We start from the raw sequence: 12,712 nt of genomic DNA on the forward strand, positions 1-12,712 counted from the left end.
CTATGTCATTTAATGCTCACTTATCTCGTCGTCAGTTTATCGGTATTGCGGGCGGTATTGCAGGGGCTGCAGCATTTGCCAATATGGGGTTTGACGCACCGGCTCAAGAAAATAAGCCCAAAATTGACAGCAACAATTTTACTGTTGAACACCATCATACTGATGTATTGGTGATTGGCGGTGGCATGGCCGGATTATTTGCGGCGGTTAAAGCCCACGACGCAGGAGCCAGCGTCATGATGGTATCAAAAGGACGTGTTGGCAGTTCGGGACTCACCCCTTTTGCAAAAGGGATTTTTAGTTACGATAAAGCCAATGCAAGCGTGACCATTGACGAATTTGTAGCTCAAGTTACGGAGTCTGCAATTGAGACAAATAATCCTGTGTTTACAAGGCAATTAGCCGAGCATTCTTATGCTAGAGTGCAGGAGTTAACCTCATGGGGATTTTTCGATTCAGCGCTGTATCATCACAGTTTTATGAAGCCGATTAACGAGCGAAATATTCCTGTAAATGAACGTATCATGATCACCCATTTATTAAAACAGGATGGCAGAGTGGTGGGGGCGTCGGGTTTTAGTTTAGATGAACTGAAAATTGTTCATTATCACGCTAAAAGCGTGGTGCTATGTACAGGAGCGGGTGGTTTTAAACCCAATGGGTTCCCCGTGAGTGATTTAACCCATGACGGCACCATTATGGCTTATAAAATTGGGGCTAAAGTGACCGGTAAAGAATGGAACGATGGCCATCCAGGTTCAGCTAAAAACTCAGGCTCAAGTTATGATAATTGGCACGGCCAAGTGGAAGAAAAGCCATCAGTCACCTCGGTCACCATTAATCATCATTTGGGGGTCGATCTCAACTACCTTGCTTATACCCAGGGCTCACCAGTGGTCATGAGGCCGCCAAGACCTGAAGGTCCGGGTATGCAACGAGATAATAATGTCATGGCTGCACAGCAAGGGCAGAATTATCCTGCTGGTCCCTATGTGCCACCGGCATTTAGACAATCAGGCCCGCCACCCAAACCACCAGAACAAGGTTTTTTACGCAGTTTAGTGTCAAGTAAAGGCCATTCAGGCCCACCGGGCATGGGCGGCGAGCAGGTTGGCGGTTCGAGTGCCGGTATGGCTATTCATAAGTCAGAAGGATTAGTACCGATAAATGATCAAGGTTTATCAACTATACCGGGTTTGTATGCCGCGGGTGATGCCTTAGGATCTTACATGTCCGGTGGTATTTATACTCAAATAGGTTCGTCGTTAGCGGGTTCGGCTGTACAAGGTGCTATTGCAGGCGCAGCCGCGGCAAATGACAGCTTAGCAATACAAGGAAAACAAGATGTGTCAGAGCAATACTTAACCTTAGTTAATCAGCAAATTCTGGCACCATTAACACGTAAGCGGGGTTATAGCCCAGCCTGGGTGACTCAAGTGTTACAAGGCGTGATGATCCCCAACTTTGTGTTATACATTAAAAAAGAACGCATGATGCAAGCCGCGTTAGCCTATGTTGAGGAGCTCTATGAGCACCATGTGCCTATGTTAATGGCAGATGATTTACATGCACTTAGGCTAGCTCACGAAACGGAAAACATGATCATCACCGCAGAGATGAAACTCAAAGCATCCATTATGCGCAAAGAGAGCCGTTGCAGCCATTATCGTTTAGATTGTCCAGACATTGATTATGAAAATTGGCAAGCGTGGATCAATATTTATAAAGATGACGCAGGCAACATGGTGTTAGAAAAACAACCTTTTAAAAGCTGGCCCAATTTTTAACTGCTTTTGGACATTGCTAATCTGACAAAATAAAGCCGACTGTGCAAGGAGTCGGCTTTATTATTTGAGTCAATATAACCAGAGGTTATTTAATGACTGCTGCGATTGATTTGGCCAAATAATCAACGTTAGTTTCGCTAATACCGGCAATACTAATTCGGCTTGAACCCACCATATACACACTAAAGTCTTGCTTTAAAGTGGCTACTTGCTCAGGGCTTACCCCTAAAAATGAAAACATGCCTTTTTGCTGAGCAATAAAGCTAAAATCACGGTCAACACCGTTAGCAATTAACTGCTTAACCAGCATTTCACGGTTACCGTTAATGCGGTCGCGCATCACTTTAAGCTCTTCAAGCCATTGTTGTTTAAGTGCAGGTGTGCCTAAAATGGTTTCAACAATGGCTGCGCCATGGGCTGGTGGCATTGAATAGATACAACGAACAACATACAACAATACAGATTGAGCAATATCGGCTGTTGCGCTGTCTTTAGCCACAATTGAACATGCGCCAATACGTTCACGGTATAAGCCAAAGTTTTTAGAGCATGAGCTGCATAAAATCATGCTTTCAACTGCCGCAGCCATTTGACGCACACCGTAAGCATCTTCATCAACACCATCGCCAAAGCCTTGATAAGCCATGTCGATTAGCGGTGTAAATCCTTGCTTAACGGTCACCTTAACCACTTCATCCCACTGCGCTGTGGTTAAATCCATACCACTTGGGTTATGACAACATGCGTGCAGTAACACCACGTCGTCTTTACCAATGGTATTTAACGTGGCAATCATTTGCTCAAATTTAAGGCTCTTGGTGTCGTAATCGTAATATGGGTAGGTTTTTACCCTAATACCCGCCGCTTCAAAAAGCCCGGTATGGTTGGCCCATGTTGGGTCACTCACCCACAATACTGCGTTAGGGTTACAGCGCTTGATAAAATCAGCTGCCACTCTTAACGCCCCAGTTCCGCCAGGGGTTGATACCGTTCTGACACGATTGGCGATTAATGCCGAGTGAGAAGCGCCAAAGGCTAATTCACCCATTAATTGATTAAAGGGCACAGAGCCCGTTGGGCCGATGTAGACCTTGGTTGTTTCTGTGTCTAGACGGATTTTTTCAGCCGCTTTAACGCAATCCAAAATCGGAGTATGGCCAGCAGGATCTTTATAAACCCCAACACCCAGGTCCACCTTGTTAGGGTGACTGTCTTCTCGGTATTGTGTCAGCAGACCCAAAATAGGATCAGCAGGTAGTGCTTTGAGAGTATCAAACATGAGTAGAACCTTATATTTACTATTTGGTCTAAGCATAACGCGCTTTAAACTCAGAGTTAAAGTCATTCTTGTCTGATAAGATAATTAATCGCCAGTTGAGATTATTTCAATTGGAAAGTTAATTGAACGGGCAAATAATGCTGTTATCTCGGTAGATTATCTGCTGTAATGGTGCTCCATTACAGTGTTTATTCGACATTAACGCGTAATCACGGTGTTAACGACATAAATAATCAATGTTAAGCTTGATATCACGGTGGCGATCCGTATTTTATAAGCATGATTGCGTCGCTTACACTGAATGAACACTGTAATGAATTTATGCCACTTGATTTACGCTGTTTGGCCATAACTGAGTGATGTTTACCACCAAGATTAACCTGAACTTAATCTGTAGCAAAAAAGAAGAAAGCGAATGAAGCAACTGCGTCTTGATCCAATTACCTGCATAAACGGCGAAATTAATATTCCTGGCTCTAAGAGTATTTCCAATCGGGCATTATTGTTAGCCACTCTAGCCAAAGGCTCAACTACACTCACCAACTTGCTCGACTCAGACGACATTCGTTATATGTTGGCATCACTCAAACAGTTAGGTATTCAATACAGCTTAAGTGACGATAAAACCGTGTGTGTGGTTGAAGGTAATGGTGGGCCAATTTCGTCAACTACTGCACAAAGCTTATTTTTAGGTAATGCCGGTACTGCAATGCGTCCATTATGTGCCGCACTGACATTAGGCGAGGGAGAGTTTACCCTTACAGGCGAGCCGCGCATGGAAGAGCGCCCAATTGGCGACTTAGTGGATGCCTTGCGTCAATTAGGGGCTGATGTAACGTACCTTAAAAATGAAGGATTTCCGCCATTAACGATTAACGCTACCGGCCTTAGTGGTGGTGATGTTGAAATTGCAGGCGATTTATCAAGCCAGTTTTTAACCGCCTTGTTAATGGTTGCGCCGCTCACCAAAGACAGCGTAAACATAAAAATTAAAGGCGAGTTGGTGTCTAAGCCATATATCGACATCACCATTGCATTAATGAAACAGTTTGGCGTTGACGTGATCAATCATCAATATCAGCGCTTTGAGATTAAAGCCGGCCAGCAATATGTATCACCTGGTAAAGTATTAGTTGAAGGTGACGCCTCGTCAGCATCGTACTTTTTAGCGGCGGGCGCGATTCAAGGCGGTGAAGTCAAAGTCACTGGCGTTGGGCGTTTAAGTATTCAAGGCGATGTAAAATTTGCCGATGCGTTAGCACAAATGGGCGCTCAAATAGAGTGGGGTGACGATCACATCATTGCTCGTAAATCGCCATTAACCGCCATCGAAATGGACATGAATCACATTCCCGATGCAGCCATGACCATTGCTACCGCAGCGCTATTTGCTAAAGGCACCACCAAACTGACTAATATTTACAACTGGCGCATTAAAGAAACCGACCGATTAGCCGCAATGGCCACAGAGCTGCGCAAAGTAGGTGCAACGGTTGAAGAAGGTCATGACTACATTACCATCACACCACCAGAAACACTCAATACTGCCGACATTGACACCTATAATGATCACCGCATGGCGATGTGTTTTTCAATGATGGCTTTTGCTGATTGTGGTATTACAATTAATGATCCTGATTGCACATCAAAAACATTTCCTAACTATTTTGAACAATTTGCGGGATTAGCAAAATAGCCAATATTTCAGATTAACTGTCGCCCTTTTACGTTCGCTTACAACGTAAAAGGGCGATCTTAGTTTTAATATCCAAAAATTCATCAGTAATTAACACATTTTTGTTATACAATGCGCGCGCTTATTTTGATGACCCTTTATCTTTTTCAGGGACGATAGATTATTTTCGGAGGAAATTATGTCAGAGCGATCTCCAGTGATCACAGTTGATGGCCCTAGCGGTGCAGGGAAAGGGACAATCTGTCAATTATTGGCGCAGCATTTAGGCTGGCATTTATTAGACAGCGGTGCAATTTATCGTGTGCTAGCGTTAGCCGCTATTCACCATGATGTAGAACTAGAAAACGAAGAAGCCTTAACGCTGTTAGCAGCCCATCTTGACGTACAATTTTTAACGGGTACTGAAAACGATGCCATTAAGGTGATTTTAGAAGGTGAAGACGTTACAACCACCATTCGTACCCAAGAATGCTCAAATGCAGCCTCAAAAGTTGCAGCATTACCTCGAGTGCGTGAGGCATTACTACGTCGTCAACGTGCGTTTAGTACCGCACCAGGATTAGTCGCCGACGGTCGTGATATGGGCACGGTGGTTTTCTCCAAAGCGCCGGTAAAAATCTTTTTAACGGCCTCCGCTGAAGAACGAGCTCAAAGACGCTATAATCAGTTGCAGGACAAGGGCTTCGATGTTAAAATCGATCGCCTTTTAGCTGAAATTATTGAACGTGACGACCGCGACATCAATCGCGCCGCCTCGCCGTTGGTTCCCGCTGAAGATGCACTTGTTATTGATACAAGCGGTATAGGCATTGAAGATGTATTAAAGCGCGTGCTTGAATACGTCGAACAAAAAATTACTGTCGCTTAGTCGAATCGTCGATTATTACGCAGTAGGTATTTGTGTTAAGGATGACACAAATAATATTACTAGACTCCACATCTAGGATGGATGGTGGTTTATTTAATGAAAGTAACCTAAAACATGACTGAATCTTTTGCTGATCTATTTGAACAATCCCTTCAAACCCTAGAGTTCCGTCCAGGTTCTATCGTTCGTGGTACAGTTGTTGCCATCGAAAACGGTATGGTACTTGTTGACGCAGGCCTTAAGTCTGAAAGCCCAATCTCTGCTGACGAATTCAAAAACGCTCAAGGCGTTTTAGAAATTCAAGTAGGCGATGAAGTTGACGTAGCGCTTGACTCTGTTGAAGATGGCTTTGGTGAGACTCAATTGTCTCGCGAAAAAGCTAAGCGTCATGAAGCTTGGATCGTTCTAGAAAAAGCGTACGAAGATGCTGAAACTGTAATCGGTATCATCAATGGTAAAGTTAAAGGTGGTTTCACTGTTGAATTAAACGGTATCCGTGCCTTCTTACCAGGTTCTCTAGTTGACGTGCGCCCAGTTCGCGACACCGCTCACTTAGAGTACAAAGAATTAGAATTCAAAGTTATCAAGCTAGACCAGAAGCGCAACAACGTTGTTGTTTCTCGTCGTGCAGTTATCGAATCTGAAAGCAGTGCAGAGCGTGATGCACTTCTTGAAAATCTACAAGAAGGCCAAGCAGTTAAGGGTATCGTTAAGAACCTTACTGACTACGGTGCATTCGTAGATTTAGGTGGCGTTGACGGTCTACTACATATCACTGATATGGCGTGGAAACGTGTTAAGCACCCATCTGAAATCGTTAATGTTGGTGACGAAATCAACGTTAAAGTTCTTAAGTATGACCGTGAGCGTACTCGCGTATCACTAGGTCTTAAGCAACTTGGCGAAGATCCATGGTTAGAAATCAGCAAACGTTACCCAGAAAGCACTAAGCTAACTGGTCGCGTTACTAACCTAACTGACTACGGCTGCTTCGTAGAAATCGAAGAAGGCGTTGAAGGTTTAGTACACGTTTCTGAAATGGATTGGACTAACAAAAACATTCACCCATCTAAAGTTGTTAACTTAGGTGATGAAGTTGAAGTGTTAGTACTAGACATCGATGAAGAACGTCGTCGTATTTCTCTAGGCCTAAAACAATGTAAAGTTAACCCATGGGATGACTTCGCAACTAAGTTTAACAAAGGCGACAAAGTATCTGGTAAGATCAAGTCAATCACTGACTTCGGTATCTTTATCGGTCTTGACGGTGGAATCGATGGTCTTGTTCACTTATCTGACATTTCTTGGAACGGTACTGGCGAAGATGCAGTGTCTGAATACAAGAAAGGCGACGAAATCCACGCTGTAGTTCTTTCAGTAGACCCAGAGCGTGAGCGCATCAGCTTAGGTGTTAAGCAAACTGAAGATGATCCATTCAACGCATACCTAGCTGACAAGAAGAAAGGCACCGTAGTTAACGGTACTGTTTCTGCTGTTGACGCAAAAGGTGTTACAGTTGAACTAGCAGAAACTGTTGAAGGTTACATCCGTGTAGCTGACATCTCTGCAGAACGCATCGAAGATGCATCTACTGTATACTCAGTAGGTGATGCAATCGAAGCTAAGTTCATGGGCGTAGATCGTAAGAACCGTTCTATCAGCTTATCTATCAAAGCGAAAGATGAAGCTGAACAGAAAGAAGCGATTGCTACTCTGAACAAGCAAGATGACGTTGTAATGAGCAGCGCGATGGCAGAAGCTTTCAAAGCAGCTCGTAAGTAATCGAGATCGTCTGTTGTATGGGGACTTGTTCCCCATTAGGCGACTGTGTTTGGCTTGATAATATAGGATAGCTAAGATGACAAAATCTGAACTGATCGAAAAACTCGCCACTAGGCAGTCGCAATTGTCTGCAAAAGAAGTGGAAAGTGCAATCAAAGAAATGTTAGAGCAAATGGCGACAACATTAGAAACCGGTGATCGTATTGAAATCCGTGGATTTGGTAGTTTTTCTCTTCACTATCGTGCACCTCGTACGGGCCGTAACCCAAAAACAGGTACTTCTGTTGAATTGGAAGGCAAGTATGTACCGCACTTTAAGCCAGGCAAAGAACTGCGCGAACGTGTCGATGCTGTTAATGCTTAATTAACGCTCTTAAAAAAGCCTCCTTTTGGAGGCTTTTTTGTATCTAATCAAAGTCAATGCTGGTCAGTTTGGTAAATTTCTTGGATAATCATTATATTGATGCGTAAACATGGAGAATAGCGTGAAATCTTTTATTGTTGTAATACTAATAGGATTACTGTTTGTTTTAGCTTTATTATTTGGCGCAAAAAACGAACAGCTGGTTACGTTGAGTTACTTTGTTGCTGAGGGTGAATATCGTTTACCTGTTGTACTTGCTACGGTCTTTTTTAGTGGGTTTTTAATTAGCTGGGTATTTGCAAGTTATCACATCATTAAACTTAAACTGGCATTACGTAAAAGTAATAAAGCATTAAAAAAATTCACCGAAGTGGATGCAATAAACATCGATGTAACGCCTAAGGATCAAGCAGTCTAGTATGCTAGAAATCTTGTTCTTGCTATTGCCCATTGCCGCCGGATACGGTTGGTACATGGGGCGACGCAGTATTCGCCATAGCGATAGCCAGCAAAGTAAAAAGTTAAGCCGAGATTATTTTACTGGGCTTAATTTTTTACTGTCTAATGAGTCTGATAAAGCCGTCGATCTTTTTATCAGTATGTTAGATGTTGATGATGAAACCATAGATACTCACTTATCACTTGGCTCATTGTTTCGTAAACGCGGCGAAGTTGACCGCTCCATTCGCATTCATCAAAATTTAATTGCACGTCCAAGCCTAACCAATGAACAGCGCGATATCGCGATGATGGAGTTGGGTAAAGATTACATGGCGGCCGGTTTTTACGACCGCGCAGAAGAGATCTTTATTAACCTAGTTAGCCAAGATGAACACAGTGAAGAAGCCGAAACGCAACTTATCCTGATTTACCAGGTCACCAAAGAATGGCAAAACGCCATTGATATTACCAAACGATTACCGCGTAAACGCCAACAGGCACTTAAAGGCACCACCGCACATTTTTATTGTCAGCTAGCCGATGAGGCAAAAAGTGACAACGATAAAATTAAAAAGCTGCAACAAGCCATCAAACAAGATAATAAATGCGGCCGAGCCTGGTTAACACTTGCCAAAATCTACCTAGATGCAGGCCAATTTGATTTATGTAAGCAAGCCATATCAGAACTCATCACAGCAGATATTGATTTATTTGCCGACGTGGTGCCAACCGCAAAGCAGGTGTATCGAGATACTCAAGACCCACAAGGGTTTCAAGAGCTACTTGCTAAAGCGATTGCCGACGGTGCCGGTGCCAGTGTTGTGGTTGCACTTGCCGAACATAAAATCAGCTTAAACCAACATCAGAGTGCTGAATCATTGATGCTCGATAATTTATATCGTCATCCCACCATGAAAGGCTTTCAGCACTTAATGAAATTACACATTAAACAAGCAGAAGATGGCCAGGCAAAACAAAGCCTATCAATGCTTGAACAGCTTGTTGAACAACAAATTAAATTCCGTCCTAGCTATCGCTGTACTGCCTGCGGTTTCCCATCTCACGGTTTATATTGGCATTGTCCATCTTGTAAACAATGGGGCAGCATAAAACGCATTAAAGGCCTGGACGGTGAATAACGCTGCTTAACACACTCTATAATAATTAACACATGTATTGCCGCTGGAGTCCGAATGACTAATAAACCCATTGTAGTTGCCCTAGATTATGACAATAAAACCGACGCTCTGACGTTTATTGATAAACTCGATCCCACCATGTGCCGCTTAAAAATCGGCAAAGAAATGTTTACCCTGTTTGGCCCACAATTAGTGAAAGACATTCATAGCCGTGATTTTGACTTATTTCTGGATTTAAAATTTCACGACATCCCCAATACCGTAGCCAAAGCGGTTGCTGCCGCAGCTGATTTGGGTGTGTGGATGACCAATGTGCACGCCAGTGGCGGTTTAGCTATGATGCAAGCGGCTAAAAATGCGTTAGCTCCTTTTGGTAAAGATGCGCCATTATTAATCGCCGTAACTGTATTAACCTCTATGTCTGATGAAGACTTAGCCTTACTTGGCATTAATGTGCCAGCCTTTGAGCATGTGTTACGTTTAGCTAAACTGACTCACCAGGCAGGGCTTGATGGCGTGGTGTGCTCGGCTCAAGAAGCTAAATTACTTAAATCAACATTTGGGCAAGACTTTACTTTAGTTACCCCAGGCATTCGCCCAGCAGGAAGCGATGCAGGCGATCAACATCGTGTAATGACACCGCCACAAGCCATTGCAGCAGGCTCTGATTACCTAGTGATTGGCCGTCCTATTACTCAAGCGGCAGATCCTTTAGCGGCATTAACTGCAATACACCAATCGCTGCAAGCTTAATACTGCCATGAGGTTGAATTAAAAGAACAAACAACAGGAATGAAAACTATGTCGAATGGATCTGCGTTTAACTATACCAACAAAAATGTTGTGGTGGTCGGTGGTACTTCGGGTATTAACCTCAACGTCGCAATAGCCTTTGCAAAGGCAGGGGCTAATGTTGCTGTGGCCAGTCGAAACATTGATAAAGTAAACAATGCCGTTGATTTGTTAAATCAAGCCAATGCCAATGGTACACATTTGGGTGTCAGTTTTGATGTGCGTGACAATGACGCATTAACATTGGGCTTTGCAGAAATAGTCAAACACTATGGCCATATTGATGTACTGATTAGTGGCGCAGCCGGTAATTTCCCTGCCAGCGCAGCTAAACTATCAACTAATGGCTTTAAATCAGTCATCGATATCGATTTAATTGGCAGTTTTCAGGTGTTAAAACAAGCCTATCCTTTGTTAAAAAGGCCTACTGCCAGTATTATCCAAATTTCAGCTCCACAAGCGTTTATCGCCATGCCACTGCAAGCTCATGTGTGCGCGGCAAAAGCGGGTGTAGATATGTTAACGCGCACATTAGCGTTAGAATGGGGCATTGAAGGTGTTAGAATTAACTCCATTGTGCCAGGGCCTATTGCCGATACCGAAGGCTTTAATCGTTTAGCGCCAAGCGATGAATTACAACAACGGGTGGCGAACAGCGTGCCCTTAAAACGTAATGGTCAAGGGCAAGATATCGCCAATGCAGCCTTATTTTTAGCATCTGATATGGCATCATATATTACGGGTGTGGTTTTGCCAGTAGATGGCGGCTGGTCATTAGGTGGAGCCAGTATTGCAATGACTGAGTTAGGCGATTTAGGTGCCAAACAAGGCTTATAGATATTCATTTTTAAAGGTAATAATCATGGCAAATGCATTACAAGTTCAATTATTAAAGGCCGGTCTTGCCAGCAAACAAAAAGTACGAGACGTGAAAACTCAAAAACGTCGCGATAAAAAAGCCAAGGTCGATGACGGCAGCGGCGAGCTTAAAAAGCAAATTGCAGAGCAAAAATTACAGCAGGCTAAAAAAGATAAAGCGTTAAATGAAGAGCGCTTTGCACAAGCATCAGAAAAGGGCCAAGTTCGTGGGTTAATTACTGAATTTTCTAAATTTGCCATTAACATCCCTAAAGATGCGGAAATTAAGTTTAACTACACCTTAGAAAACAAAATTTACTCTTTGTACATTACCGATAAAATTCAAGCTGAATTGCTTAACGGCACATTAGGTATTGTGCGTCATGACGATAAAAGCTATTTAGTGCCTCATAAATTGGCTGAACGAGTTAAATTACTGGTGCCACAATGGTGTGGATACTTATGGGATAAAGCCGCTAAAGATTCTGTAGAGCAGGTCAGTGATGCCGACGATCCATATGCTGATTACGCCATCCCAGATGACTTAATGTGGTAATGAATATCCTAAAATAGCCTCTTTACAGAGGCTTTTTTATGTAAAAATATTGATACCCGCTTACCGTATTTGCTTACGATAATTTTGAATCGTTTTCTGTAGTTGATTTTGCCGTTAACGCTAACACTTGCTGGCAGTATGCCAAGTGATGGCGAATGTTATCTAAAAACTGCGATGCCTGGTAATCCACTAAATACCAATAACTGGCTTGTGTTTGCGGGTGCTCATTATAAAACAGCGCTTCAGCAGTAATGAGGTCATCTTGTGTCGCATACGACAACCAATGCACGCTGGGTAAATTACTTAACGCCGCTAACAATGCATATTGTAAATCGGGCTGCGCAGGGCGCTCAAAAGTCACTTGTAAAGCCAAAGCCTGAGATGTGCCTACATAATATGTCGGCTTAACATCGCTATTTTTGCGGCGAATATAATCACTCAATAACACTTCAAATGGGTTAATGTCAGGTTGTTCAGATTGAGTATCAAGTTCAGCAGGAATAGATGCTTGATCAATGAATAACTCCGGCCAATAAATATGCGGGTTTGTAAGCTGTAATCCCAGTGCAAGTCTTCGCTCCCCTAGCCAATTATGAACCATGCAAGGCAAATACTCATCGGCAGCTAAAGATGATGCGCGGCTTAATGTCGGCATTAGCGACATACGTTGTACGGAGACTTGTGATGCCACAATCGTCATTAAAAAACTGGTGACGAGCCCTGATGAAGGCCAACAATGCAATTGCTGTTCGAGGGTTTGTGCTACTTGGGTTAATAGCGCCACTAATTGGCTATTATCAGGGCTGTTGCTTACTGCAAAAGCATGGCTTGATTCTGCATAAGGCCCATTACAAATATTGATGACATTGTCTGCTTGATGTTGGGTCGTATTAAACACAATGGTGTGACCGTTCTCAGCAGGTTGCCACTCTCCTTGGCCATTACCAATAATGGTAACATTTTGGTAAGGTTGAATATTATTGGGTTTAGCTGCGATGGGGTTCTCTGAAAACGGCATTATTTCGAGTTCACTTTTGACATATCGACATCATTGGGTATTCATCATCACTTAAAGCGAATGACACTACTGAGTAACCAATTGTAACTCATTGATCTTGTATTATGTCGATAATCTCAGCGAAACGTTAAA

At 43.1% G+C, this 12,712-nt stretch carries 12 protein-coding genes; 10 read left to right on the top strand and 2 right to left on the bottom strand.

All coding sequences use genetic code 11. From position 1 onward, the window contains the following. Positions 1–2: 2 nt before the first annotated feature. Positions 3–1,787, top strand: coding sequence for an FAD-dependent oxidoreductase (locus tag K8B83_RS12325; RefSeq protein ID WP_223417356.1), 1,785 nt, complete (start codon positions 3–5; stop codon positions 1,785–1,787). Positions 1,788–1,872: 85 nt separating this feature from the next. Here the strand turns inward: K8B83_RS12325 and K8B83_RS12330 are convergent, their stop codons facing one another. Next, positions 1,873–3,066 carry an amino acid aminotransferase gene (locus K8B83_RS12330; RefSeq protein WP_223417357.1) on the bottom strand — a complete coding sequence of 398 codons (1,194 nt, stop codon included), beginning with the start codon at positions 3,064–3,066 and terminating at the stop codon, positions 1,873–1,875. A 415-nt stretch (positions 3,067–3,481) separates the two neighbouring features. Between K8B83_RS12330 and aroA the strand changes: the two genes are divergently transcribed. The 9 genes from aroA to K8B83_RS12375 all read left to right on the top strand — a co-directional run bounded on the left by aroA (position 3,482) and on the right by K8B83_RS12375 (position 11,562). Continuing rightward, positions 3,482–4,762 (top strand): 3-phosphoshikimate 1-carboxyvinyltransferase, encoded by a 1,281-nt coding sequence (aroA, locus tag K8B83_RS12335; RefSeq protein ID WP_223417358.1) that lies wholly within the window; start codon positions 3,482–3,484, stop codon positions 4,760–4,762. Positions 4,763–4,940: 178 nt separating this feature from the next. Beyond that, on the top strand, positions 4,941–5,630 hold the full coding sequence (cmk, locus tag K8B83_RS12340; protein ID WP_188740496.1) for a (d)CMP kinase: 690 nt from the start codon (positions 4,941–4,943) through the stop codon (positions 5,628–5,630). Between the two features lie 114 nt (positions 5,631–5,744). Next, positions 5,745–7,412 carry a 30S ribosomal protein S1 gene (gene rpsA / locus K8B83_RS12345; RefSeq protein WP_188740495.1) on the top strand — a complete coding sequence of 556 codons (1,668 nt, stop codon included), beginning with the start codon at positions 5,745–5,747 and terminating at the stop codon, positions 7,410–7,412. A 76-nt stretch (positions 7,413–7,488) separates the two neighbouring features. After that, positions 7,489–7,776 (top strand): integration host factor subunit beta, encoded by a 288-nt coding sequence (gene ihfB / locus K8B83_RS12350; RefSeq protein WP_188740494.1) that lies wholly within the window; start codon positions 7,489–7,491, stop codon positions 7,774–7,776. A gap of 121 nt (positions 7,777–7,897) precedes the next feature. Continuing rightward, positions 7,898–8,194, top strand: a complete 297-nt coding sequence (locus tag K8B83_RS12355) for a LapA family protein (protein ID WP_223417359.1) — start codon at positions 7,898–7,900, stop codon at positions 8,192–8,194. Position 8,195: 1 nt separating this feature from the next. Continuing rightward, positions 8,196–9,356, top strand: coding sequence for a lipopolysaccharide assembly protein LapB (gene lapB, locus K8B83_RS12360; RefSeq protein WP_188740492.1), 1,161 nt, complete (start codon positions 8,196–8,198; stop codon positions 9,354–9,356). Between the two features lie 54 nt (positions 9,357–9,410). Next, on the top strand, positions 9,411–10,109 hold the full coding sequence (pyrF, locus tag K8B83_RS12365) for an orotidine-5'-phosphate decarboxylase (protein WP_223417360.1): 699 nt from the start codon (positions 9,411–9,413) through the stop codon (positions 10,107–10,109). A 48-nt stretch (positions 10,110–10,157) separates the two neighbouring features. Beyond that, positions 10,158–10,985: an SDR family oxidoreductase gene (locus tag K8B83_RS12370; protein WP_223417361.1), complete on the top strand. Its 828-nt coding sequence runs from the start codon at positions 10,158–10,160 to the stop codon at positions 10,983–10,985. A 25-nt stretch (positions 10,986–11,010) separates the two neighbouring features. Then, on the top strand, positions 11,011–11,562 hold the full coding sequence (locus K8B83_RS12375; RefSeq protein ID WP_223417362.1) for a DUF2058 domain-containing protein: 552 nt from the start codon (positions 11,011–11,013) through the stop codon (positions 11,560–11,562). Positions 11,563–11,635: 73 nt separating this feature from the next. Here the strand turns inward: K8B83_RS12375 and K8B83_RS12380 are convergent, their stop codons facing one another. Further along, complete coding sequence (locus K8B83_RS12380) at positions 11,636–12,580, bottom strand: hypothetical protein (protein WP_223417363.1); 945 nt, start codon at positions 12,578–12,580, stop codon at positions 11,636–11,638. Between the last annotated feature and the right edge of the window lie 132 nt (positions 12,581–12,712).

This window comes from Shewanella inventionis (genome assembly GCF_019931735.1).
Lineage (GTDB): Bacteria > Pseudomonadota > Gammaproteobacteria > Enterobacterales > Shewanellaceae > Shewanella > Shewanella inventionis.

Excerpts from the sequence above, each read along its gene's own strand:
- K8B83_RS12325 (WP_223417356.1), top strand. The coding sequence starts at position 3 with ATGTCATTTAATGCTCACTTATCTCGTCGTCAGTTTATCGGTATTGCG.
- K8B83_RS12330 (WP_223417357.1), bottom strand. The coding sequence starts at position 3,066 with ATGTTTGATACTCTCAAAGCACTACCTGCTGATCCTATTTTGGGTCTG.
- aroA (WP_223417358.1), top strand. The coding sequence starts at position 3,482 with ATGAAGCAACTGCGTCTTGATCCAATTACCTGCATAAACGGCGAAATT.
- cmk (WP_188740496.1), top strand. The coding sequence starts at position 4,941 with ATGTCAGAGCGATCTCCAGTGATCACAGTTGATGGCCCTAGCGGTGCA.
- rpsA (WP_188740495.1), top strand. The coding sequence starts at position 5,745 with ATGACTGAATCTTTTGCTGATCTATTTGAACAATCCCTTCAAACCCTA.
- ihfB (WP_188740494.1), top strand. The coding sequence starts at position 7,489 with ATGACAAAATCTGAACTGATCGAAAAACTCGCCACTAGGCAGTCGCAA.
- lapB (WP_188740492.1), top strand. The coding sequence starts at position 8,196 with ATGCTAGAAATCTTGTTCTTGCTATTGCCCATTGCCGCCGGATACGGT.
- pyrF (WP_223417360.1), top strand. The coding sequence starts at position 9,411 with ATGACTAATAAACCCATTGTAGTTGCCCTAGATTATGACAATAAAACC.
- K8B83_RS12370 (WP_223417361.1), top strand. The coding sequence starts at position 10,158 with ATGTCGAATGGATCTGCGTTTAACTATACCAACAAAAATGTTGTGGTG.
- K8B83_RS12375 (WP_223417362.1), top strand. The coding sequence starts at position 11,011 with ATGGCAAATGCATTACAAGTTCAATTATTAAAGGCCGGTCTTGCCAGC.
- K8B83_RS12380 (WP_223417363.1), bottom strand. The coding sequence starts at position 12,580 with ATGCCGTTTTCAGAGAACCCCATCGCAGCTAAACCCAATAATATTCAA.